Origin of the sequence: Shewanella sp. Scap07, from assembly GCF_013394145.1 — a bacterium.
GTDB lineage: Bacteria > Pseudomonadota > Gammaproteobacteria > Enterobacterales > Shewanellaceae > Shewanella > Shewanella waksmanii.
Window position 1 is genome coordinate 5,106,099 of sequence record NZ_CP041329.1, and the last position, 23,542, is coordinate 5,129,640.

Genomic DNA, 23,542 nt, shown 5'->3' on the forward strand with positions numbered 1-23,542 from the left:
AAAATTTCCTTTAAGCTTGCTCTAGCTGAGTCGTTTGTTCAGCTCGTCGAATGATTTCCCCAGCCAAAGCAAGGTAAGCTTTTGCGCCCGCACTGGATTTATCATAATACATTGCAGGTGCGCCAAAACTTGGCGCCTCAGCTAAGCGCACATTACGCGGGATAACAGTGCGATAAACTTTTTCACCAAAATGCTGTTTAAGCTGATCTGATACATCATTGGCCAAACGATTACGTGGATCGTACATTGTGCGTAAGATCCCTTCGATCGACAAGCCAGGGTTGACCATTGCCGCCAGTTTACTGATGGTATCCATTAACGCCGTCAGTCCCTCAAGTGCATAATACTCGCATTGCATTGGCACCAAAACAGAGTCGGCGGCAGACATAGCATTAACAGTAAGCATGTTGAGCGAAGGTGGGCAGTCGATAAAAATAAAATCATAATCGTCTTTAATCGGTGCCAGGGCATTGCGCAAACGAATCTCGCGGGCAAAAAACTCCATCAGTTTAATTTCTGCTGCAGTCACATCACCGTTACCAGCAATCAGATCATACTTGCCGCTGGTCTCACGATAAACGACATCATCGAAATTCTTTTCATCGACAAGTAACTCATAGGCGGTGTTTTCAACGCTATATTTGTCAACACCACTGCCCATGGTCGCATTACCTTGAGGATCGAGATCGATTAGCAAGACTTTACGCTTTGTGGCTGCCAAAGAGGCGGCTAAATTGACGCATGTTGTTGTTTTCCCGACACCACCTTTCTGGTTGGCTACGGCGATCACTTTACCCACAATAATATCCTGTTATTTGGTTCACTTGAGTACGAGAAAGATCTATCAACCAAATTGCTTGAATCACTAAAAGATTGCAACCGTTAAACCATATCAATTACGAGGTTTTAACGACTTTGAGAAGATGACGTTGCTCATCCAACTTAGGTACATTTAGCTCAATGACTTCAGATACCGAAAAATTAGCCGGTAATTTTGCCATTTCTTCATCACTTAATTGACCTTTAAGCGCATAAAAACAGCCGTCTGATTTTGGTAAATGCTGACACCAGTGCAGCATATCCTCAATTGAAGCAAAAGCACGGCTTAATACGCCATCGAACAGTTCTTCAGGTTGATATGCCTCTACACGACTTTCAACCGAGGTAATATTACCAATACCCAGTTCAAATTGAACTTGTTTTTGAAAACGAATTCTTTTGCCTAAACTATCGAGTAACACAAAAGTTTTATCAGGATTCATAATAGCTAGCGGAATTCCTGGTAAGCCTGGGCCAGTACCGACATCGATAAAACGTTGTCCTTGCAAATAGGGGCTTACCGTTAAACTATCCATAATATGACGGATCAACATCTGCTCAGGATCGCGCACTGAGGTGAGGTTGTAAGCTTTGTTCCACTTATTCAACATACCAACAAAGTCCAAAAGTTGTTGTTTTTGTTGGGGTGTTGCATCTAAGTTGATGTCAGTTAAATATTGGTCAAGTTGAGCAGCAAGCACAGCGTCATCCTCGATAAAACAGCTAGATATTATGAAGTGGAGCCATGCTGATGGAAAGCCGTAAGCTCGCACATCAGCATGAATACAACGTTTATTTCGATCAGTTACGCGCTTTTACGCAACAAACCACGTTTTTTAAGATGGACCAACAAAATAGAAATAGCCGCTGGTGTCACACCGGAAATACGTGACGCCTGACCTATGGTTTCAGGCTTATGCTCGTTCAGCTTGGCAATCACTTCATTTGATAAACCTGGAACTTCTTGATAATCAAGCGTTAATGGTAACAAGGTTTTCTCATGGCGAATCGCTTTTTCGATCTCGTCTTGTTGGCGTTGAATATAACCCGAATATTTCACCTGGATCTGTACCTGCTCTGCAGCACGTTGATCTTCAAGCCCTGGACCAAAGCCCTCTAATGCCATCAACTTTGGATAATCCATTTCAGGCCGTCTTAACAGCTCTTCAAACGAAGCCTCGCGTGAAATTGGCGTGTTAAGCTCAGGGTTTAAGACACCCAGTAAAGGCGAATTTGGGTGTACCCATTGGCTTCGAAGTCGCTGTAATTCTAACTCTATTGATTCGCGTTTTTGATTAAATTTAGCCCAGCGATCATCATCCACTAAGCCTAACTCACGGCCTTTTTCAGTTAAACGAAGATCCGCATTGTCTTCACGCAACAGTAAACGATATTCCGCTCGGCTGGTAAACATGCGATAAGGTTCTTTAGTGCCCAAAGTCGATAAGTCATCAACCAGTACGCCTAAATAAGCTTCATCTCGGCGTGGGCACCAAGTATCTTTGCCTTGCACTTGCAATGAAGCATTCATACCTGCGAGTAACCCTTGAGCTCCCGCTTCTTCATAGCCTGTTGTACCGTTGATTTGCCCAGCAAAGAAAAGTCCGTTAATTGACTTTGTTTCTAAAGAGTTTTTCAGATCTCTAGGATCGAAATAATCATATTCAATGGCATAACCAGGGCGAATGATCTGCGCATTTTCCATACCTTGAATCGAACGTACTAAATCTAACTGCACATCAAAGGGCAAGCTAGTCGAAATACCATTAGGGTAAATTTCGTTAGTATTTAACCCTTCAGGCTCAATAAAAATTTGGTGAGATGTTTTGTCAGCAAAGCGATTGATCTTATCTTCGATAGAAGGGCAATAACGTGGCCCAATTCCTTCAATCACGCCTGAATACATAGGGCTGCGATCTAAACCACCACGAATAATATCGTGAGTACGCTCGTTGGTGTGGGTAACAAAACAAGAAATCTGGCGCGGATGCTCACTCACATCGCCAATAAACGACATTACAGGTAATGGATCATCGCCTTTTTGCTCGACCATTTGATCAAAGTCGATACTGTTAGCGTCAATACGTGGTGGAGTACCGGTTTTTAATCGACCCACTCGAATAGGAAGATCACGTAGGCGCTCAGCCAGTGAAATAGAAGGTGGATCACCCGCTCGACCACCGCTGTAATTTTCTAAACCAATATGAATTTTGCCGCTTAAAAATGTCCCCGCAGTAAGTACAACTGCTGGTGCTTCAAACGCAAGTCCCATTTGGGTCACAACGCCTACAACACGATCATTTTGTACAATCAGATCATCAACAGATTGTTGGAACAACCGTAAATTTGGCTGACTTTGAAGTATTTGTTGGATCTTGGCGCGATAAAGAGTGCGATCGGCTTGAGCACGTGTAGCACGAACAGCTGGGCCTTTGCTGGAGTTTAACGTTCTAAATTGAATACCAGCATGATCGGTTGCTGTAGCCATTGCACCACCAAGTGCGTCAATCTCTTTGACTAAATGACCTTTGCCTATTCCACCGATCGCTGGATTACATGACATTTGCCCTAAGGTATCAATGTTATGGGTCAATAACAGCGTTTTTGACCCCATTCTAGCCGATGCTAACGCTGCTTCGGTTCCGGCATGGCCCCCACCAACAACAATGACATCAAACCGTTCATGAAAATGCATCACAGTACCTTAGATAAAAAAATCACATAAATTGAAAAATGAACTAATTCTTCGTAGCGCAGTAAGATCTTCCGAAGAGCCGCGTATTTTAGCACTTTGCAGCGCTTTGATGAAAGATCAATTTAAGGGTTTTGATCTCAAGGGGATCGGCTTAATAGATCTTAAGATCTTTATATAGATCCTCTTATTATGTTTACTATTAAGGAGCGCTTTTTCTGTGGGTAAGGCTATTTTTCCAATTAAATCATTAGTTAAAGAGCAAAAAATCCTGTGATCTATTGTGGATCAAACTTCAATAAGCTTGGGGATAGATCGCCTAGTTATCCACAGGGGGGATCTAAGGGCTGATCGGGTGTTGATTAATACAGAGTTAGATCAGATCAAAATAATACCTTATCCACATATTTATCATTTCGGATCGTAATTTGTGGATAAGGTAGATCTTAATTGTGAGTTGTTTGCCAGTTATTGGCTATAAGGTGATCAAACTAATTTACTTTGCCAACTTGTGAGCCAAGCTTGAGCTGGATCTTCTGGGACTGGATCGTACTGCACATCGATCTGGATCTTATCCACAAACTCAGTTGCGCCGCAATGTAGTAACTCTTCAACTAGCGATTCGGGCCCTTGGCAAAAAGTATCGTAACTACTGTCGCCAATTGCACATAAAGCAAACTTTGTCTTACTGAGATCGGGAGAATGAAGCCTGAGCGACTTTAAAAAAGGCTGGATATTGTCCGGTAAATCACCCGCGCCATGGGTAGAACTGACTATTAACCAGAAGCTTTGTGGATCTAAATCAGCCAGATCTGGGGCCAAATGTACGTGAGTTTGATGTCCTTGAGCGCTCAATTGCTCAGCTAATTCATCGGCGACGTATTCAGCACTGCCTAAAGTTGTGCCGACTAAAAGGGCAACGTTTGCCATATTACTTCCTAATTTGGGTTACTTGTTATGCCATATAATAAGGCAAAAGTGACGGTTGATCTTGCTAAGAATACCGTTTTAAGGTGCTGCTAATTAACTCGTGTATCTGTGGTTTTAACTGTGGTTTGGTGATGACTCTAGTGGTTTTGTCGCAAATAATAAGTAATTGACTTGGGTGTTTTGACTAATACGCCAACGTTGGCTGAACGGGTTGAATTGCATCCCTTGGCAGGAAATACAATCTATTTGATGGTGAGCTAGCATCATTTCTAGTTCTTGCGGCTTAACAAAGTAATGCCAATTATGGGTGCCCACCGGTAGATACCTCATTACATATTCTGCGCCTAAAATGCCAATGACATAGCTTTGCCAGGTACGATTGAGCGTGGCCATAACTAAAAGTCCACCTGGCTTTAAAAGCCGCGCGCATGTATTTACCAATGCTTGTTGGTCTGTTACATGCTCGATAACTTCTGTGTTGAGTATGATGTCAAAATTCGCGGTTTGTGAAAGTTCAATTTCTGCAGCTAAGCAATGTTGATAGGTGACTTTTATGTCGCTATTTTTAGCGTGCTGGCTGGCAACACTAACATTATGCTCACTGGCATCAATGCCCAGTACATCAGCCCCATAACTTGCTAGAGGCTCTGTTAGTAAGCCTGCGCCGCAGCCTATATCCAGCAACTTTAGATCAGCCAATGGGTTAGCGTTGTCAAAGCTGCGTGAGAAGTGGTGCGCGATCGCCGTTTTAATGGCAAGCAGGCGGGTTTGATTAAATGCTAAAACATGCTTAAAACGGCCTTTAGGATCACGCCATTCTTTTGCCAAAGCATCAAACTTGGCAATTTCAACAAGCTGATCGAGGCTTTGCTCAGCTTTTAATTTAGATAGTGAACTTAATCGGCTTTTATCTAGCATTTTTGATATCTTTGACTGCTGGCTATATCAAGTATATACGGCTTGTACAGATGATTAGTTCACCTTTTTGGTGCTAACAAGCTCTGAGGTTGCCATGGTACGCTTGGTTTTTATTAAACTACAACGGTTTCTGGTGTCCTAGCTTAAAATGTTCCATTTAGACGAAAAGGTTTTTGTGATTGGCTTACCACGCACAGGAACCACCAGCATCAGTATTGCCCTGCTCGAAATGGGTTGCAAAGTTGCTCATCAAGCTTTTACCCAACAAGCATTTGAGCTTGCCGACGTGGTTTCTGATGTGCCTTGTTTTAGTGATTATCAGCAACTACACCAATTGTATCCGCGGGCTAAGTTTATTTATCTTGATCGCGATATTACCGCTTGGGTCTGCTCGATGCAGATGTTACTTAAAAAAATGTTACCCCATTTGGCGCCAACAACAGGCCGATTTCATCCGTTGATGAAGCGAAGTTTTGAAGCTTGTTTTGGCTTATCACATAGTGATGATCCCACAGATGAGTTCCATCTGCAGCAATGTTATCGATTCCATAAACAGCAGGTGTGTCACTATTTTAATGCGCAGCAATCAGCCTATGTTGACAACTTTATTCAGATAGATGTCAGCAAGGCAACAGACATGGTGCGATTACAACAATTTCTATTCGGTAGTAATTTCAATAAAACGATTAGAATGCCACATGTTAATCGTGGAACTCATGTGGCGAGTTGGGATGAATATCGACATAACAGTAAAATTAGTAGTCATGCTTCGGGCTTATTAAAGCGTAAGTATTTTAGTTATCAGTTTGATACGGCTGTACTACCTTGGTTAAAACAGGGGTAGTTTGCTCATCAATTTAGCGCTAGTTTTTCAGATTAAAATAATGCTTATTAACAGTTTCTACTTGGGGTATTGATGGTGAAATTGGGCAATTTACCTATAGATGTTGTGCAGACACAATTTATGTCTGCCTTACAACACCATCATGTGGTTGTGGAATCAGATACCGGCTCCGGTAAATCAACGCGTTTACCGCTATGGTGCGCGCAGTTTTTATCACAAAAAAATCAATCGAAAGTACTGGTTATTGAACCACGGCGGGTGGCTTGTATCGCATTGGCTGATTTTGTTAGCCAGCAAACTCACCTTAATGTTGGCTATTGTATTCGGTTTGAATCGACAATCGAGGCCGATACCGATATCGCCTTTGTCACTCCAGGTGTTGCTTTACGTTGGCTTTCGAGCACTGATGACGTAGATACTCATATTACAATGCAAGATTTTGCAATTGTGATGATAGATGAGTTTCATGAACGCCGATGGGATACGGATTTATTATTGGCGATATTAAAGCAGCGCCATAGCCATCGTTTAGTGGTCACCTCTGCCACTATCAATGCCGCTAAAATCTGCCAATATTTGCAAGACGATCATCAAAGTGTTTGTCATCTGCTAGCACAAGGTAAAAGGTTTCACGTGGAACTTAGATATCTTGCACGCGAAAGCCATTATTTACCTTCCATAGAAGGGTTAGAAGGACGAGTTTATACCGCGGTAGCGTCGTTACTAATAGAAACCCAAGGCGATATTTTGGTGTTTTTGCCTGGTAAACGTGAGATCCAACTTTGTATGCAGCTGTGTCAGCGTCTTGCGCAGGATAACGCTGCATTGCAGTGTATTGGCTTGCATGGCGGGATTAATATTTCTGAGCAGCAGTTGGCACTCACAGAAATATCGCAACAACGGATTATTTTTGCAACCAATGTTGCAGAAACTTCCCTGACTATTCCGGGGGTGACAGCGGTTGTTGATAGTGGACTTGAACGTCGGACAATGCAGCGAAATGGTCGTACGGTATTATCACTACAAGCGATATCTCAAGCGAGTAGCGAGCAAAGGCTAGGGCGTGCTGGCCGCATTCAAGCGGGAGTTTGTATTCGTTTGTGGGGAGCAAATGCACCACTCATTAAGCTGACGCCTGCAGACTTACAACGGGAAGATTTGGTTGAGCCCATGCTTGCTGCTGCGACAGTATCGACCACACTGCAGCAATTACATTTTTTGGAACCGATTCCAGATAAGTCTGTGTTATCTGCTACCGACCGATTGCTGTCGATGGGCGCGATAGACTCGCAAGGCAGTATTACTGCCCACGGACGACGATTGTTTCCTCTACCTATAGATACGCAGTTCGCCCATTTAATTGCCGCTATGCCTGATGATATAAGCCGAGAGCTAATGATCGATCTCGCAGCCGGATTGTCAGTAGCAGGGCGTTTATATCAATTACCAAAAGGCGAGTATGAGTTAACGCGGCTAAAACAATGGGAACCTTTTGGTTGTGACGGCTATTTGCTGATAAAGCTGATTCGAGGAGGCAAGCTAGATGAGTTAACTGTAGATGCGACCTTACTTGAAGAGGCTAAATTATTATCACGACAGATTTCCAGCGCAATTGGTATTGCTGATCCAACCGCGGCTTGCCGCAATATGAACTTGTTAAGTCACCAGAATATACGAGCTAATTGGTTATTGTCAGTAATGAAAGCAATGCCAGATATGGCCTTTATTCGCAGGGCTAAACGCCAGCAAGCACTTGGTAATGGATACAGCGAAGTACAGATTGCGCGCGATAGTCGTTTTGATCTACTGGGCGCAACCGACACACAGCCGCAAGCTGCAATTGTGTTTGATCAGTTCTCTCTTCCTGGTAAAGGCAGTAAACAGACCATTAATCTTGCAACCTGTATGGCGCCTATTACGCTTACACATTTGGCCGCAGCGCATTTGGGAACAACGAGGTTGAACTTAGATGGCTCGTTATCGCATCAAGGTTTAGTGACTGTAGAGCGAGTTTTTTCAGGAAGGGTCATTGATAGCTGGCAGCAAGCTGCAGAGCCTGAGCAGGTCATCTCGACTATCGTTAAACAAATTGAAACAGAGGTGATTTTTCCAGGTCTATTTCCGCAGTTACAAATCGATATTAATGCTTGGAATATTTATGTTGCTCTAGGGTTAGCCGAACCAGAGGCGTTGCCAATTGAGGTTAGTCGCTACTTGCCAGAAAAGCTGCAAGCTTTAGGTGTTGAGACGCTAGATGATATTGAACTGATTGATTGTCAAGATTTGCGGTTTGACGGCATCCCTGATTGGCAGCGACAAGAGTTTGATGAAAAATATCCTCTTAATTTGGCTTTAGCGGATTTAAAGTTACGGGTTGAGTACATTGCCACCAGCAAACGTATCATTGTTCATTACGCTGATGGTGGCCGCAAAGCTGGTCCAAAGCGATGGGAATTGCCAGTGTGGAAAGGTTGGCGAATAAGCTATCGTAAAGCAAGTCGAGTAGTAGAGGTTAACTAGGATTTACAGGCTGTTTTTGTACAGACGCTCTACAGGGTCTTTGTTGATGCTTAGTGGTGTAAATTTATCTTTCATGGAAATGGTGATTTAGCAGGGGGGACTGCGGATAACTTTATTAAAAGATAAACATAAAAATGTGAAACGGCGTGTCAAAATAGTTGGACTAAAAATTTATATACATTTAATACAGTAACTTATACCAATTTTTTCACCTGAGATGTATTGCTGATCTTATTCAATATGCTTGTTGATAACTTTGTTGATAGATCTGACTGTGATCGGCTAGTTGGATCGCCTGTTAAAGCAAACCAAGATCTTTATAATTGTTAGTGCGGATCATTTGTGGTGGATCAAACTAGTTTTATGTGCAAGGAAAGCGTGATCGACTTAATGTAGTTTTTTAATGGTAATTGATAACCGTTTTTAAGCTCAAGGCCAAGCTTTATAAGCTTGGCCTTGAGTAAACTTGAGATTGTTAGAAGTAGTCGTCAACCGATAGATATAGGCTGTCTACATCATTTTTTTGAGGTCGATTCAAATTGGTACTGCTATAACCCAGCTTGGTGTCAACATACCAAGCTGATGTAATAGCCTTAGCTGATAGTGATGTGAGCAATATCAATGATAGCTTGTTGCGATGGCGCCACAGAGATAGCATAGCTAACAGCAGTAAGCTTAATCCTCCCAGCAGCCCACCAGAATCCTTCGATTCAACAACCACTTCTTTATATGCAGTAACGGTTACTGTGACTTGGGCACTGGATTGCGCTCCGGCACTATCGCTTATTGTGTAATGCACTATGTCAGTACCTTCAAAGCCTGATTGCGGTTGATACAAAATGTGGTTATTGCTGGTAATCGATACGCTACCCATTTCAGCATCTGCACTTATGATTGTCAGCTCGTCATTATCAGCATCAACATCATTATTTAACACATCAATATGAATATTGGTGCGGTCATCAGTTTGTGCTTCATCATCATTTGCAGTGGGTGGAGTATTTGAGCTTATTGTGACGGTAACCGTCGCGTAAGCTGAACCGCCATTATTATCATCAATACTGTAGTTAATCAGTGCTTGGCCGAGATAATCATCCGCTGCAGTATAAATCAGCTGATCGTTTTCAATGACTACCAAACCTATGTCGACAGAGGCATTGACTATGCTTAATTGGTCATTGTCTGCATCAGTGTCATTGGCCAATACGTCAATATTAATGGTTTCGTTCGCAAGTAGGGCTACTGTATCTTCAACGGCTATAGGCGCTGAGTTATTGAGATTAGATACCGCGACCCCACTTGGGTCGACAATAGTACCGTTTGCGATGCCATCGTCATCATTTGGACCACCATCTTCTATAGTAAGCTGCACGCACCAATGACCACGTGTTAGACCTTCTGTCCAGCTTTCATGTTGCGGAGGAGGGCAGTAACCAGGCTCCCCCGCGGCTGAGTGAACAAGGTTGTTGCTGTCAGTGATAAAGTCACCCCAACCTGCGTTAGTAAAGTACTTACGGTATACCGCTGTACTAGGCAATGGTTGTTGTTGCGGTATCACTACATGGGCACTTTGGCCGGCAATAGGTAGTCCATAAATGATGAAGTCAAATATGCCACCAACATTTTGTGCTTGTTCATCTTGATCAATACGGTTACTCACTTCTGCTTGGTTGAGCAACGAACCACCTGATTGGTTACTTGCAGTGTATTGTCCTTTACGGATACATAAACCAGGGTCAGTTTCTTTTAAGAAGTAATTCCCTAAGCTGAGATCTTGTTGCAGAACATTGCAATCGGCGATGTGATCAAGGTAATCCGCGATTCCATCTGCATCACTGTCTTGATAGCCTTCAAGTTGATCTGGAACCAGGTCATTATCACTGTCAGCCATGCCCAACGGTGGTAACTCGGCAACAAGCTCAAGATATACACTCGCTGTTGTCGATAGACTGTCATCGGCATCATCAGTTACGGTAACGCTAATTTTGTAGACACCTTCTGCTAAGTCAGCACTACTGAAAACAAATTGGTTTGCTTCGGTAGCTTGATTCAATAGTGCATCAGCGTCACTTTGCCAAGCCAAATGATGGCTGTCTTCGGTATTACTATCGAAAACAGTGGCATCAATAGTCACGAGCTCATCTGATGCAACAATCTTATGTCGCTGTTGACCATTTTGGCTCACTAATAGCTGTACATCTGGCGCTATATTGTTCTCTGTTATAGTCAAAGTGAAGCTTGATTGACCACCAAGGTTAAGTGATTCGTCTAGTGTTATAACTAAGGTTTCGTCAATCTCTTGTTCGCCATCAGCAAATACATCGACCATTATTTCCCCTGTCTGGCCACTACTTATCACTAACTCGCCGTGCACGAGGTTGTGGTCTCCAGCGTCCGATGAGCCTGATACTGTATAGGGGATAGTTAACGGATACTGTGGTGCTAAGCCATTGAGGAATACCCGTGCGGTATATCGCGTATTTTCAGCGCTAAAGGCGTTCTTGCCCAATGAAATTATTGGATTGACCTTTACACTTTGTGCTGCGGTGACCACATTACCCTGGCTATCTTCAGCTTGCCAATATACCTGGTGATGACCTGGTGGGAAATATAAGCGTTTATTGAGTTGTTTGACCGCAATAGGGTTGCCATTACTGTCTACAGCCGTGGCAAAGCCAACATCTATACGGGTAAACAAGCGTTGTGAATCAACTTCAATATCATCGGGTAAAGTTAACGTCGGCAGGTTGCTATTATCCGCATCACCTAGACTGAATGTGGCGATTGTTTGTGCGGTTTGTTTGCTGCCATCACTAATCATATATTGGATATTAATGCTACCTTGAATACCGGCTATGGCTTGATAAACCAGCTGGTTATCTTCAATCGTCACTGTACCCACATCCACCGATGCGTTAACTATCGATAACTCATCACCATCTACATCATAATCATTGCTTAATACATTCAAGCTGTATTGGTTAGCCTCATTTTGTGAGAACGATAGGTTATCGACAATTGCTACCGGTGCATCGTTAACCGCTGAGATAGTTAAAGTCACTGTGGCAACTTGAGATTCAAACTCACCATCACTTGCAGTAAATTCAAAGCTATCTTGGCCGTTGTAGTCAGCTTCTGGTTGATAGAGCCAAACTTGGCCATTACTTTGTAATTCACCGTGTTGCGGCGGGGTCACTAAGCGATAGCTTAATGGATCGCCATCTTCATCAGTAGCCCGAGGGGTTATTGCTAAGCTACTATCTTCCGCTAGTGTTAGGCCATAATTGTTAGTGGTTGGCGCACGGTTTACAGCTATAACCTCAATGTTAAAGCTCGCTAATGTTGCACTTAATTCGCCATCACTGACGGTTAGGCTTATCGGTAAACTAGTACCCACATCTTCAGCTGTAGGAGCCCCAGTTAGTGCACCTGTTGTAGTATTGAAATTTAACCATGACGGCTTATTAGCGATGCTAAACCTTAATGTGTCGTCGGTATCGCTATCAGTAGCTTGTGGTGTAAAGCTATAAGCTTCACCTACTAATACTGATAAATTTGGCGAACCAGAGATGACTGGGGCTTCATTAACATTGACTACGGTGATAGTGAAAGGAGGCAATGAGGCACTAGCACCGTCATTGTCAGTGACTGAAATGATAAGGTTTGCGTAACTGCCCACATCTTCATTATCTGGTGTACCACTTAGCTGACCAGTGATTGGGTTAAAACTAAGCCAGCTTGGTAGACTATTAATACTTAACGTAAAGCTATTACTATCGATATCCTCTATCGTTGGAATAAACAGGTAATTACTGCCTTCACTAATAGTGTTATTTGGGGTGCCACTGATTGTTGGTGAATCATTAACTGAGTTGATGGTGACATTAACCGTTATTACATCGGTGAGTGCTCCATCACTCACTTGAACATTAAAGCTGTCGGTACCAAAGTAGTTTGTATTTGGCGTGTAATTAACCGTAGCTTGGCTATTGCTACCGTTAACTGTGGCATTGCCATTATTTGCATTGGTAACAATAGACCAAGAAAGTGGGTTGTTATCAATATCGCTAGCATCGAGAGTCAGGTTAAAGCTAGTAGGGCTATTATCTTCGCTTATAGTGACCGATACACTATTACCTTGATTTATCGTTGGTGCGATATTGTAAATTTTATCAACACTAGCGGTTGTTGGTTCGCCGGTATTGTTGGCCGTATCAGTCAAGCTCAAGCTTAATGTGAGCGTGCCTTCAGCCAGGGTACTGACATCAACATTGGTCACAGTTTCACTCGTAGAGCTAATAGTGCCGCTACCAGATACCGAGATACTGCCATCAGAAATCGAATAGTCATACTGATTTCCCAGCTCGCCATCACTGATAATGAAGCTGAGTGCAGTTTCATTGTTCGCATCGATACGAGACTGTTCGATTGCAACGCTGTAGCCTTGTGGTGATGTAGAGTCAATGTTGAGTACATCGGTTTCATTTACCGTCGCTGTATTGCCAGCTAAGTCGGTTAAGGATATTTCTATATCATAGCTGCCATCGGCTAATGAGTCGTCGGTGGCGTTATCTTTCCAGTTACCAGAATTGATATCACTTATTGTATCTGGTGTGTAGGGACCAAAATTATTGCTACCATCACTGAGGGTGTAAGTTAAGCTTGCTAAGCCGCCCGTGTCAGTTAAGGTACCCGCTATAGGCGGATTGTTGAGACTCGTTGTTAATATATCAACAGTTGCTGTAGGGGCTGTGTTGTCATGCACTATTGTAACTAGGGCGACAGCGGTACTGTTATTGCCGGCACTGTCATTGGCTAGAATAACGAAATCATTGTTACTGTTGTCAGTTAAGTTAGTCGTAATAGTAAAACTATTGCCACTGACAATATCACTGGCTATCACGCTACTATTATCTGCAATACCGTTATTATCGCTATCAGCATATAACCCGACGGTTATACCATTTTCGCTATGGGTGCCGGTGATATCGAGCACTATATTTTGCGTATAGGTCGTCGTAATTGGAGAGCTAACCACTGGCACCGCAGGCGCTGTTGAATCTTCAAGATAATCACCTACTGCGATATCACTGCTATTGCCAGCGTTATCTTGAGCGCGTAACACGAAGTAATTACTAGCATCTTGGGTTAGCGGCAATGTCAGCGACCAATTACCAGCAGATACGACATCAGTGGCTAGAGCGGTGCTGTTATCCGCATTACCATCTTGGTTTGCATCTGCTAGGGCGACAATTGTTATGCCGTTTTCGGCATAATTCGACTGAGATAGGGTAATGGTATCGGCATTAAGTGTCTGCGCTGTTGAAGTCGGCGCGGCAGCATTTGGCGCTGTGGTATCAACAATCAAGTTCGGTTCCATAAAGGCAGTAAAGCTCAATATTGCGGCGTTACCATTAGCATCTGTCATTGTTGCGGTATTAGTGGTGATTGATTGTGCTGTCACTCCATCACTGTCATTGTCGCCGGCAACGACATCGTAATGAAATACTAACTGAGTGGAGTTATTTCCACTTGCGTAGCTTGCTGTGCGAGAAGTACCACCTATATCCAATGCGACTGTTGGGGTGAGATCTGATAACTGCACTAAGTCGTCAAAGGTGATAGTTGCAATGACAGTATCACTCACGCCTAATGCACCGGTATTGAGGCTGACATCTGTGACAACCGGCCCTAATGCATCTTTGCTTACGGTATCAGTCACTGCTAGCGCCTGATTTCCTGCTGCATCAGTCAAAGTGGCGCTTAAACTGATTTGACCATCGGCAAGTGCGGATAAATCAATGGCGCTAATTTGTTGATTAGTCTGGCTAATACTACCTGTTCCAGTAACGGGAGAGCCTCCATTACTGCTAGAAAAACTATACTGATAGGTTGCGGTTATCTCTGCAGCATTAAACGTAAAGCTCACCGCATTGGCATTGGCGGCAACGATGGGGGATTGGTCTATGGTGACACTATGCCCTGACGGTAGCTGGGTATCCTTCTCAACCGTATCGGTAACCGCACTGGCTATATTACCGGCAATATCGGTTAGTAAAACGCTCACAGTTAATGTGCCGTCAGCTAAACCTGCAACATCAAGATTGTTAAATGATTCTGTTGTACTGGAAATTGTACCTAGATTGGTTACAGCCGTACCGCCGCCACTACTGCTAATGGTGTAACTATATGCGGCGCCTACTTCAGCACTATTGAGTGTAAAAGCTAAGGCATTTTCATTGCTGCTGTTAATCGGTGAGGTCGATATCGCTGCGGTATGCGCAGTCGGTAACGTATTGTCTAAAGTCATCGCTAAGGCAGAGCTCACAGCAGATATATTCCCTGCGGGATCCGTTTGAAATGCTTTGAGGTTATGTAGAGTATTTGGATCGCTACTGCTTAGCCCTGCTAATGTTGCTGACCAACTATTAGCGGTAACATTAGCGGTGATTGATGGCTCTACACCATTAAGACTATTGTTACCGTCTAAATCACTAAACAATGTTATTGTGGCATCGCTCTCACCGCTACCACTCACAGTCGGTGATGTATCATTGGTAATATTGTCACTGTCACTCGTGCCTGTATCTGAACTTGCGAGTAAATCAAGCGCAGTTGGTGCACTAGGAGCGACATTATCAAACTCAACTGTGTTATCGGTGCTAGTGCTGGCTTTATTTAATGCGCCAGAGCTTGCGGTTGCAACATCACTAGCTACAGTGGCTACGATATCACCTTGTCCCGCGCTGATAGTGGCGGTAGCAATATAGGTTGTCCCCGATCCTGCTAGGTTAGTGACGGTTGCTGTTACATCGCCACTTAAAGAGATATCACTGCTAACAAATCCAGTGACCGATTCACTGAATACCACATCAAATAACACTGAGGCGGAATTTGTTGGATCAGCTTGGCCGCTTGCTTGGTTAATGGTGACTGTCGGCTGTGGGTTAACCGAAAGGGTAATGGTGTTATTGCCGGCGGCGTCATTAGTACCATCGTTGACATTAAAACTGAAACTCGAACTGGCGCTTCCATTGGCAAAGTATTTTAATTGTCCTGCATCGAGGTTAGCTTTACTTATGGTGGCATTGTTCATCAGCGCTGATTCTGCGCCATTAATACTTCCGTTACCGTCGGTATCAAGCCATAAATCACCACTGGTAGGTGCGGCCACAATGGTGACTAAGTTGAGTGTATCGCCTTCAGGATCGCTGTAACCAAAATTTGCTGTAGTGATAGATAGCGCTTGGCCCTCATTAGGGGTTAATACCTGATTTGTTCCCACTGGCAAATCGTTGATGGCGCTGACTGTTACGCTGGTGTCAATATTACCACTGCTGCCACCATCACCATCAAGTAATAGTAAGCGGATAGTTCTGGTTGACTCGGTTGGTGCTAAATTATCACTGTTTTCATAAGTGATAGCCCGCACTAGCGCTTGAATTAACGCGGGTGTAGAAGCACTGTTAAAGGAGACAACTAAGTCATTGCCTTCGGCAATATTGTTACTTAATGTACCTATGTTGGTCCCACCGACACTGACCGTCGCTCCTGCTGTACCTGCAGTGGTTACACTGTTATCAAATCCTAGAATGTCTTCGCTGGCGTCTTTATTGGTAGGGATTGTGACGGTTAAGCTACCAGTATTAAAATTAGTAGAGTCAACATCAGTGACGCTAGCATTGGCACTGATATCGATATTCTGTTTGCCATCATCTTCGTCATAGTTAAGTGTATCGCCAGCTAAATTATTGATTACGGGGTTATCATTAACACGCACTACGGTTGCGGTGATATCGGAATTGATTGACACTCCTCCGTCGCCATCATCAACAGTCATTCGCAGATTTCTTGCGCCTGTGGTTGGGTTGTCATTGTCGGAGTTAAAATAGGTAAGCGCCCGCGATAAACCCATTACTCTAGCCGCTGTGGCAGCTGAATTTAAATTAATAACAAAATCATTGCCCGCTGCTATGTTATTGGCCAAGGTGCCAACTACTGTTCCGCTAATAGATACATTGCTACCGGCAGTACTGCCTTGTAAGGAGACTACTCCACTAGTATCGATAGATAGGATATCTTCAGCTGCATCTTCGCCGGAGGTGATAGTCACTGTGATATTACCGGTATCAAAATCGGAACTATCGCTATCAGCGATGGTTAATGCAGTCCCTTGATCGATAACTTCTGCACTATCCCCTTCACTATAGGTAAAACTATCACCATTAAAGTTAGCAATGGTTGGCGGGGTATTGGTCGGTGCTTCGACAAAAACAATGGTATCTAAGACCAATGCCATTGCATTACTAAAGACGGTATTAGCGGTAATATTGAAAGATGTTATAGGTTGCGACCAACTTGCAAATGAAGTGGTATTACCTTCAATATTTCCCCCCCAAGGATTTCCACCATTATTGTCGGTAAGAACACTATTACCGCTGCTATCAGTTGGCGTAAAAGTCAAAGAAATTATTCCGTCAGTTTGAAATGTAATATCTGTCGTGTGGATACTGCTGAGTAGAACAGGGGCGCTAAAGCTCACAGATATTATAGTTGCACCTCCACCTGCTTGATCCACGGCAACAATACCGCCGACCGTACCTGCTTGATTTGCATTATCGCCTACTATCCATACATCACCATTGCTTATAGCGGTGAGTGTCACGCCATCAACTGTACTCGTAATCGTAGTGGTGCCTGCGCCTGTCACACCGGCTTCAAAGTCATAAACGCTGGCATAGATAGGAAATTGAATAGCAAAAAACATTAAGCTACTTATGGTGAATTTTGTTATATTTTTTAGCATCTTCAAGTCCTTTCTATACTAAAGTGGCCAGATATTACTCTGGCCATGTTGCAGTAATGTTAACACATTTTTAGTTACGCGATGGATAGAGTCCTTGCATTGCAATAACAAAGTTAACCGTAGTGACAGGTTGCATGTTGTTAACCGCATCGCCGCGGCCAGCATTGAGAGTCGCCATAGAGTTTAAGGCTACTGTTGGTGTGGCATTGCTATAACTGTTTACTCCGGTTAAGCCGCTGCTGGTTTTTGCAAGGTTATAACCAGTGACAGGAACTTGGCTCGTTCCTTCAACTTCTACCGCTTCAAACTTAGTCTCATGGTTGTGGCTAGGCATTTGATTAACATTGAGCTGATTGGTTTCTGAACCCGTATTGAGACCAATTTGGCGACTACTTAAACCAGGGCCATGACCCTGATGGATGGGAGCTCTACCACGTAAATCGGGTAAAGCAAATGTTGTGCGTCCGTCTCCACCATAGATGGTACCTATGAGAGAAAAGAGTGAGGTATTTTGTGAAATGGCAAGTAGTTGTCCATCACAAAGTGAATATGAACGTGGGGCAAAATTAAATCCGACCATTTTAATTTCACCGATGAATGGTTCTGACATTGTTAACTCCTAAACTTGAACTTTTTTAATTAGCTGAATATGTTAGGAACTATCATTATCTGACAGGACGTCTTCCATAACATGAGTCATTTACAGTTAGCAGCACTAAAACTCAAACAATATAGCGATGCCGATCTGTCTTTTTTAACTCGCCTTTACATCACTGTTAGGCGTGATGAGTTTCAAGCCGCCAATTGGCCAGAAACTCAGTTAACTCAGTTTTTAACTCAGCAGTTTTCTGCTCAGTATGATTATTATTGTCAGCATTATTGTGCTGATTCTTTTAATATTATTTTTTATCAATCTCAACCAATTGGTCGTTTGTTTGTCGAATATCGGCATGATGATATTCGAGTTGTCGATATCTCCTTATTACCTGAATATAGAAATAAGGGCATTGCTAGTTATTATTTTCAGCAACTATTTGACCAAGCAAAATCCTCTCAACGCTGCGTAACCATTCATGTTGAACGAAATAATCCGGCTAGACATCTTTATGAGCGTTTGGGGTTTAAGTTTAAATCGCAAACCGATGATGTTTATTTGCTCATGCAGTGGCAGCTAGATAATTAACTGTTTGTAAATAAACATTATAATTGTCGCCTGTTGATAATGATTTCATAGTCATGGGCTGAGGTTGCACTACAGAATAGTTGTTGTTGACCAAAATCAGGATGGAAAAAGGTATAGGTGCCTTGGGGGATTTGATTCGCTTTATCATCCTTGAGGCGCAGATTAAAGCATTCACCCTCTGCCGAGTGGCCTATAGCCGTATCAATGCTAGCTATTTTTACCGTGATCTGATTATTGTGTTCATCACTGACTTGAATTGATTCGCCAATTAAGTTTGATAAAACACCATAATTAAATAGCTCTATATTATCCATTTTGTTGTCCGTAACCTGAAGTGTCCTTATGAGTCAGTGAAAAGATTTAATCTAATCACCTAATAACTAGTCTTTAGTCTAGTTCATTTTTTGAACTTTGCTTAACATAGGTGGGGAGGGAGTTTATTGCAATATAGTGAGGAGATTTTCCATCTTTAGTTCTATATTCAGGAGGGGAATATAAAGAGATATAAATCTTATATATAGGATTAAAAGGGTCATTAGTAAATTAATGACCCTAGAGTAATTATTTACCTATACAGAAAGAGCTAAATATTTTTCCTAATAGGTCATCTGAAGTAAATTTACCGGTTATTTCAGACAATGCTAACTGGGTCATTCGTAACTCTTCAGCCAGTAATTCCCCCGCTTGATAGACTTCTAACTGCTCTTTGCCTAGTAGTAAATGGCTGGTGGCAAGATCTAAGGCTTCTAAATGGCGGCGACGCGCAATAAACCCACCTTCGAGGTTACTTTGATAACCCATTAGCGACTTTAAATGGTTTTTCAGCTCATCGACACCCAGTCCCGTTTTGGCTGATAACCTAAATACATGTTGGCCATCTTCTTGACTGGCTGCCATAGGTTCACCGGTTAAATCTGCTTTGTTGCGCACGACGGTGACGCCTAGGTTGGCTGGTAAACGGTCAATAAAATCTGGCCAAATTTCATGGGGATTTACAGCATTTGTCGTTGTGCCATCAACCATGAACAACACCTGATCTGCAGTTTCAATTTCGCTCCAAGCTCGTTCAATGCCGATTTGTTCAACGGTGTCTGTCGTATCACGCAAACCGGCGGTATCGATAATATGCAGTGGCATACCGTCGAGGTGAATATGCTCTCTGAGTACATCGCGTGTGGTGCCGGCAATTTCAGTGACAATGGCTGACTCTTTACCTGCAAGGGCATTGAGCAAGCTAGATTTACCGGCATTAGGGCGACCGGCAATAACCACTTTCATGCCTTCTCGAATGATGGCACCTTGTTTAGCACTGCGCTGAACATCATCAAGTTGGCCGATGATGCCATTGAGCGAACCTGCAATTTTACCATCTGATAAAAAATCGACTTCTTCATCGGGGAAATCTATTGCGGCTTCTACGTATAAGCGTAAGTTGGTAACTTTTTCTACTAGATCATGAACTTGAGTAGAAAACTCACCTTGCATTGAATGCAGGGCACTTTTCGCAGCTTGTTCGCTGGTCGCATCAATTAAATCTGCTATGGCTTCTGCTTGGGTAAGGTCGAGCTTGTCGTTCATAAAAGCTTGTTCACTAAACTCACCAGGTTTAGCAATACGAAGGCCGTCAACCTCCATGACACGCTTTATCAGCATATCAAGTACTATCTGCCCACCATGGCCCTGAAGTTCTAATACATCTTCACCAGTGAATGAATTGGGCCCTTTAAAGAACAAGGCAATACCTTGATCGATCACATCGCCATTTTTATGGTTGAAATCACAATAATCGGCATACCGAGGTTTAGGTAAGTGGCCAAGGACGGCCATAGCAACATCACTGGCTTTGTCACCAGAGATACGAATAATGCCTACACCGCCACGACCAGGTGCTGTCGCTTGTGCCACTATGGTATCTGTTGTCATTAATGTGTTTCCTAAATAAAAAGCTAATGCGGGTTACTAAAACAGAAAAGCGGCTAATACCAAGGTATCTAGCCGCTTTCATATTAGAGTTTAAAGCTTATTTTAAGCCTTTTTTCTCCAGCGCAGCATAAATGATCTTTTGCTGAGCAATCGCAACTAAGTTACCGACTAACCAGTATAGAACTAGACCGGCAGGGAACCACAGGAAGAATACCGTAAATACCACAGGCATCCACTGCATCATCTTCACCTGCATTGGATCCATAGTCGGTGCCATTGGTTGCATCTTTTGCATAATAAACATAGATACACCCATTAAAATAGGCATGACATAGTAAGGATCTTGTACTGATAAATCGTCAATCCATAACATGAATGGCGCATGACGTAATTCAACACTTTCTAGTAGTACCCAGTATAGCGCGATGAAAATAGGCATCTGTAGCAAGATTGGAAGACAGCCACCCATCGGGTTCACTTTCTCTTTCTTGTACAGTTCCATCATCGCCTGACCCATCTTTTGACGGTCATCACCAAAGCGTTCTTTTAAGTCTTGAAGCTTAGGCTGCAGGTTGCGCATTTTGGCCATTGAAGTGTATTGCGCTTTGGTTAGCGGATATAAAATACCACGAACGGTTAGCGTAATAAGGATAATAGCAATACCCCAGTTAGTAACTAATGACTGGAAGAACATCAATAGTTTGTAAATTGGTACGGCTAACCACCAAAGGAATCCATAATCCACTACTAGGTTAAGTGAATCAGATAGCGCTGATAGGGCAGCTTGATCTTTTGGTCCTACGTAGAACTGTGCACCAATTTCACGGCTTTCACCTGGTGCAATATCATACACGGCACCACGGAAACCAATATTGGCTAGGCCGCCGGCACTGATGCTAGAGAAGATAATGTTCTGATCATTTGCTGGTGGTACCCAGGCAGATACAAAGTAGTGTTGCAACATTGCTGCCCAGCCGCCTAGTGTACGTTTATCTAGGTTGCGGTCAGCCATATCTTCAAAGCTGTACTTTTCGTAGCGAGTATCTTGGGTTGAGAAAGCTGCGCCACGATAAGTTGGCATCATCATGCTGCTTTCGCTTTTCTTGATACTGTGCTTGATTTGACCATACATTTGCACCTGCAGCGGTTCTGCTGAGGTGTTATTGATACGGTAATCAACATCAATGTTAAATTGGCCGCGATGTAAGATAAACACCTTAGTATAGGTGACACCATTATCGGCAACATAGGTCAGTGGTACTTCTAAAGTTTCTTGACCTTCAGCCATCGTGTAATCGCGTGATGCACTGTCAAAGTGAGCACGGCCACGAGCACTACTATCAATGCCGTTGCGACCAATCAGACCACTTTGGGCGATATATTCAATGTCTTTGCTCTGCTCAAGCAAAACAAATGATTCATCACTATCTAGCTCTTTCTTATGCTCGACAAGTGCAGAGTAAACAATGTCACCACCCATAGGGTTGATCTTGATTTGTAATTGATCAGTGGTAACGGTAATTAACTCTTTAGAGGCTGTAACCGCAGCAGGAAGGCCTGCATCGGCGTCTGGTACATCAGCGCTGTAAGAATCTGTAGGGGTTGAAGCTGCGACTGAGCTTTCAGTTGCAACGGGTTGTGGAGCTTTATCTGCTTGCCATTGTTGCCACAGCAAAAAGCTGACAAATAGCAAACCAATAAGCAATATATTGCGTTGAGATTCCATAGCCTATTTATTACACCTGTTGTTTTTTTGGGGGACGGGATCTTCTCCGCCCGGATGCAAAGGGTGACATTTTAATACGCGTTTCACTGCAAACCAACTCCCTTTCACAAATCCGTGCACTTGAATTGCTTCAATTGCATAATGCGAACATGTAGGGTGAAAGCGACACTTCGGTCCCATCATAGGACTGATAAAGGTTTGATAGCCACGAATTAACGTGGTTGCTAGCCATTGTAACGGCGAGAAATTTTTCGCCATAGCTTTTCTACCAGTTTGTGTAATTCTGCGTTTTCCATATCAACTACGCCATTTCTGACCAGAACAACGATATCTATCGGCGGCAATTCATGCTGATGTCGACGAAAGTTATCACGAATTATACGCTTTATTCTGTTTCGCTGAGGGGCTTTCTTTACAAAACGTTTTGCAACGGTTAATCCAATGCGTGGATGTTGCTCTGAGTTAGGTATAGCAAGTAAGGTTATTTCAGCTGAAGAAGCTTTGATGGGATTGGAGAATACAGATTTAAATTGCGCGGGAGTTAACAGACGTAACTCCCGCGTAAAGGTGTAGCTAGTCACCTGATCTTCTACTTAAAATTAAGCAGAAAGGCGAGCACGACCCTTGGCACGGCGGCGAGCCAATACCTTACGGCCATTTACTGTCGCCATGCGAGCGCGGAAGCCGTGAGAACGCTTGCGCTTCAGGTTGCTTGGTTGAAAAGTACGTTTACTCATTGTGGCAATCCGTCTTTGTAGTAGTTAACAATCCTTATCTCTAAAAATTAGAGGTAAGGGCAAAAAAGAGGCCGAATTGTAATCACTTTAATTATGCTCGTCAATAAGCAAAACCAACAAGTGGACAAAATCTGCCGATAAATTTTTCTCTCAGTTTCAGTAAAGCTACCACAAAATGTGGATAACTCTGTGAATGGACACTACATCTTGTGGATCTAGTCGACTTTTAGCTGATCGAAAGGCGCTAATTATAGATCGATCTGGATCGCTTTATAAAGCGCTGTTTGCAGGTTTTGGTAAAATAATTGATCGGCAATGATCCTTTTTGATCTTGGTGATGAAATAAAGATGATCTAACTGGGGATAAATCTATTTTAAGGATAGCGATCATTGCTTTCTCACTATAGAATAGCTCTCTTTGTATGATCTTTTGGGGATAAGTAC

Annotated in this window: 16 protein-coding genes; 3 read left to right on the forward strand and 13 right to left on the reverse strand. The window is 43.1% G+C overall.

What is annotated here, in order from left to right; translation table 11 throughout:
• Nucleotides 1-10: 10 nt before the first annotated feature.
• The 5 genes from FLM48_RS22530 to ubiG form a co-directional block, all read right to left on the reverse strand.
• Nucleotides 11-799 (reverse strand): ParA family protein, encoded by a 789-nt coding sequence (locus tag FLM48_RS22530; RefSeq protein ID WP_179026216.1) that lies wholly within the window; start codon nucleotides 797-799, stop codon nucleotides 11-13.
• A 97-nt stretch (nucleotides 800-896) separates the two neighbouring features.
• Nucleotides 897-1,520, reverse strand: coding sequence for a 16S rRNA (guanine(527)-N(7))-methyltransferase RsmG (gene rsmG / locus FLM48_RS22535; protein ID WP_179026217.1), 624 nt, complete (start codon nucleotides 1,518-1,520; stop codon nucleotides 897-899).
• Between the two features lie 104 nt (nucleotides 1,521-1,624).
• A complete protein-coding gene (gene mnmG / locus FLM48_RS22540; RefSeq protein ID WP_179026218.1) occupies nucleotides 1,625-3,514 on the reverse strand; it encodes a tRNA uridine-5-carboxymethylaminomethyl(34) synthesis enzyme MnmG in 1,890 nt (629 codons plus the stop codon).
• A 483-nt stretch (nucleotides 3,515-3,997) separates the two neighbouring features.
• On the reverse strand, nucleotides 3,998-4,441 hold the full coding sequence (gene mioC, locus FLM48_RS22545) for an FMN-binding protein MioC (protein WP_179026219.1): 444 nt from the start codon (nucleotides 4,439-4,441) through the stop codon (nucleotides 3,998-4,000).
• Between the two features lie 114 nt (nucleotides 4,442-4,555).
• Nucleotides 4,556-5,359 (reverse strand): bifunctional 2-polyprenyl-6-hydroxyphenol methylase/3-demethylubiquinol 3-O-methyltransferase UbiG, encoded by an 804-nt coding sequence (ubiG, locus tag FLM48_RS22550; RefSeq protein WP_179026220.1) that lies wholly within the window; start codon nucleotides 5,357-5,359, stop codon nucleotides 4,556-4,558.
• 148 nt (nucleotides 5,360-5,507) lie between these two features.
• Here ubiG and FLM48_RS22555 point away from each other — a divergent pair, with 148 nt between their 5' ends.
• On the forward strand, nucleotides 5,508-6,203 hold the full coding sequence (locus tag FLM48_RS22555) for a sulfotransferase family protein (RefSeq protein WP_179026221.1): 696 nt from the start codon (nucleotides 5,508-5,510) through the stop codon (nucleotides 6,201-6,203).
• Between the two features lie 120 nt (nucleotides 6,204-6,323).
• Complete coding sequence (locus tag FLM48_RS22560; RefSeq protein WP_256871001.1) at nucleotides 6,324-8,723, forward strand: helicase-related protein; 2,400 nt, start codon at nucleotides 6,324-6,326, stop codon at nucleotides 8,721-8,723.
• 475 nt (nucleotides 8,724-9,198) lie between these two features.
• On the opposite strand, the gene FLM48_RS22565 is transcribed toward FLM48_RS22560, so the two are convergent.
• Nucleotides 9,199-17,529: a tandem-95 repeat protein gene (locus tag FLM48_RS22565; protein WP_179026223.1), complete on the reverse strand. Its 8,331-nt coding sequence runs from the start codon at nucleotides 17,527-17,529 to the stop codon at nucleotides 9,199-9,201.
• A 70-nt stretch (nucleotides 17,530-17,599) separates the two neighbouring features.
• Nucleotides 17,600-18,139, reverse strand: coding sequence for a phage tail protein (locus tag FLM48_RS22570; RefSeq protein ID WP_179026224.1), 540 nt, complete (start codon nucleotides 18,137-18,139; stop codon nucleotides 17,600-17,602).
• Nucleotides 18,140-18,220: 81 nt separating this feature from the next.
• Here FLM48_RS22570 and FLM48_RS22575 point away from each other — a divergent pair, with 81 nt between their 5' ends.
• A complete protein-coding gene (locus tag FLM48_RS22575) occupies nucleotides 18,221-18,712 on the forward strand; it encodes a GNAT family N-acetyltransferase (RefSeq protein WP_179026225.1) in 492 nt (163 codons plus the stop codon).
• Between the two features lie 17 nt (nucleotides 18,713-18,729).
• Here FLM48_RS22575 and FLM48_RS22580 read toward each other — a convergent pair whose 3' ends face one another.
• The 6 genes from FLM48_RS22580 to rpmH form a co-directional block, all read right to left on the reverse strand.
• A complete protein-coding gene (locus FLM48_RS22580) occupies nucleotides 18,730-19,026 on the reverse strand; it encodes a hypothetical protein (RefSeq protein ID WP_028773409.1) in 297 nt (98 codons plus the stop codon).
• Between the two features lie 247 nt (nucleotides 19,027-19,273).
• Entirely contained in the window at nucleotides 19,274-20,635 is a 1,362-nt protein-coding gene (mnmE, locus tag FLM48_RS22585) for a tRNA uridine-5-carboxymethylaminomethyl(34) synthesis GTPase MnmE (RefSeq protein ID WP_179026226.1), read from the reverse strand.
• A 97-nt stretch (nucleotides 20,636-20,732) separates the two neighbouring features.
• On the reverse strand, nucleotides 20,733-22,361 hold the full coding sequence (yidC, locus tag FLM48_RS22590; RefSeq protein WP_179026227.1) for a membrane protein insertase YidC: 1,629 nt from the start codon (nucleotides 22,359-22,361) through the stop codon (nucleotides 20,733-20,735).
• A gap of 3 nt (nucleotides 22,362-22,364) precedes the next feature.
• Entirely contained in the window at nucleotides 22,365-22,619 is a 255-nt protein-coding gene (yidD, locus tag FLM48_RS22595; RefSeq protein ID WP_084632524.1) for a membrane protein insertion efficiency factor YidD, read from the reverse strand.
• Nucleotides 22,586-22,942 (reverse strand): ribonuclease P protein component, encoded by a 357-nt coding sequence (rnpA, locus tag FLM48_RS22600; protein WP_084632523.1) that lies wholly within the window; start codon nucleotides 22,940-22,942, stop codon nucleotides 22,586-22,588. The genes yidD and rnpA overlap by 34 nt, the downstream gene beginning before the upstream one ends.
• Before the next feature lie 18 nt (nucleotides 22,943-22,960).
• Nucleotides 22,961-23,098 (reverse strand): 50S ribosomal protein L34, encoded by a 138-nt coding sequence (gene rpmH, locus FLM48_RS22605; RefSeq protein ID WP_037469963.1) that lies wholly within the window; start codon nucleotides 23,096-23,098, stop codon nucleotides 22,961-22,963.
• Nucleotides 23,099-23,542 lie beyond the last annotated feature (444 nt).

Bases quoted from the DNA above. Each gene is read 5' to 3' on its own strand.
- mnmG (WP_179026218.1), bottom strand. From the start codon at position 3,514: ATGCATTTTCATGAACGGTTTGATGTCATTGTTGTTGGTGGGGGCCAT.
- mioC (WP_179026219.1), bottom strand. From the start codon at position 4,441: ATGGCAAACGTTGCCCTTTTAGTCGGCACAACTTTAGGCAGTGCTGAA.
- ubiG (WP_179026220.1), bottom strand. From the start codon at position 5,359: ATGCTAGATAAAAGCCGATTAAGTTCACTATCTAAATTAAAAGCTGAG.
- FLM48_RS22555 (WP_179026221.1), top strand. From the start codon at position 5,508: ATGTTCCATTTAGACGAAAAGGTTTTTGTGATTGGCTTACCACGCACA.
- FLM48_RS22560 (WP_256871001.1), top strand. From the start codon at position 6,324: ATGTCTGCCTTACAACACCATCATGTGGTTGTGGAATCAGATACCGGC.
- FLM48_RS22565 (WP_179026223.1), bottom strand. From the start codon at position 17,529: ATGCTAAAAAATATAACAAAATTCACCATAAGTAGCTTAATGTTTTTT.
- FLM48_RS22570 (WP_179026224.1), bottom strand. From the start codon at position 18,139: ATGTCAGAACCATTCATCGGTGAAATTAAAATGGTCGGATTTAATTTT.
- FLM48_RS22575 (WP_179026225.1), top strand. From the start codon at position 18,221: ATGAGTCATTTACAGTTAGCAGCACTAAAACTCAAACAATATAGCGAT.
- FLM48_RS22580 (WP_028773409.1), bottom strand. From the start codon at position 19,026: ATGGATAATATAGAGCTATTTAATTATGGTGTTTTATCAAACTTAATT.
- mnmE (WP_179026226.1), bottom strand. From the start codon at position 20,635: ATGACAACAGATACCATAGTGGCACAAGCGACAGCACCTGGTCGTGGC.
- yidC (WP_179026227.1), bottom strand. From the start codon at position 22,361: ATGGAATCTCAACGCAATATATTGCTTATTGGTTTGCTATTTGTCAGC.
- yidD (WP_084632524.1), bottom strand. From the start codon at position 22,619: ATGGCGAAAAATTTCTCGCCGTTACAATGGCTAGCAACCACGTTAATT.
- rpmH (WP_037469963.1), bottom strand. From the start codon at position 23,098: ATGAGTAAACGTACTTTTCAACCAAGCAACCTGAAGCGCAAGCGTTCT.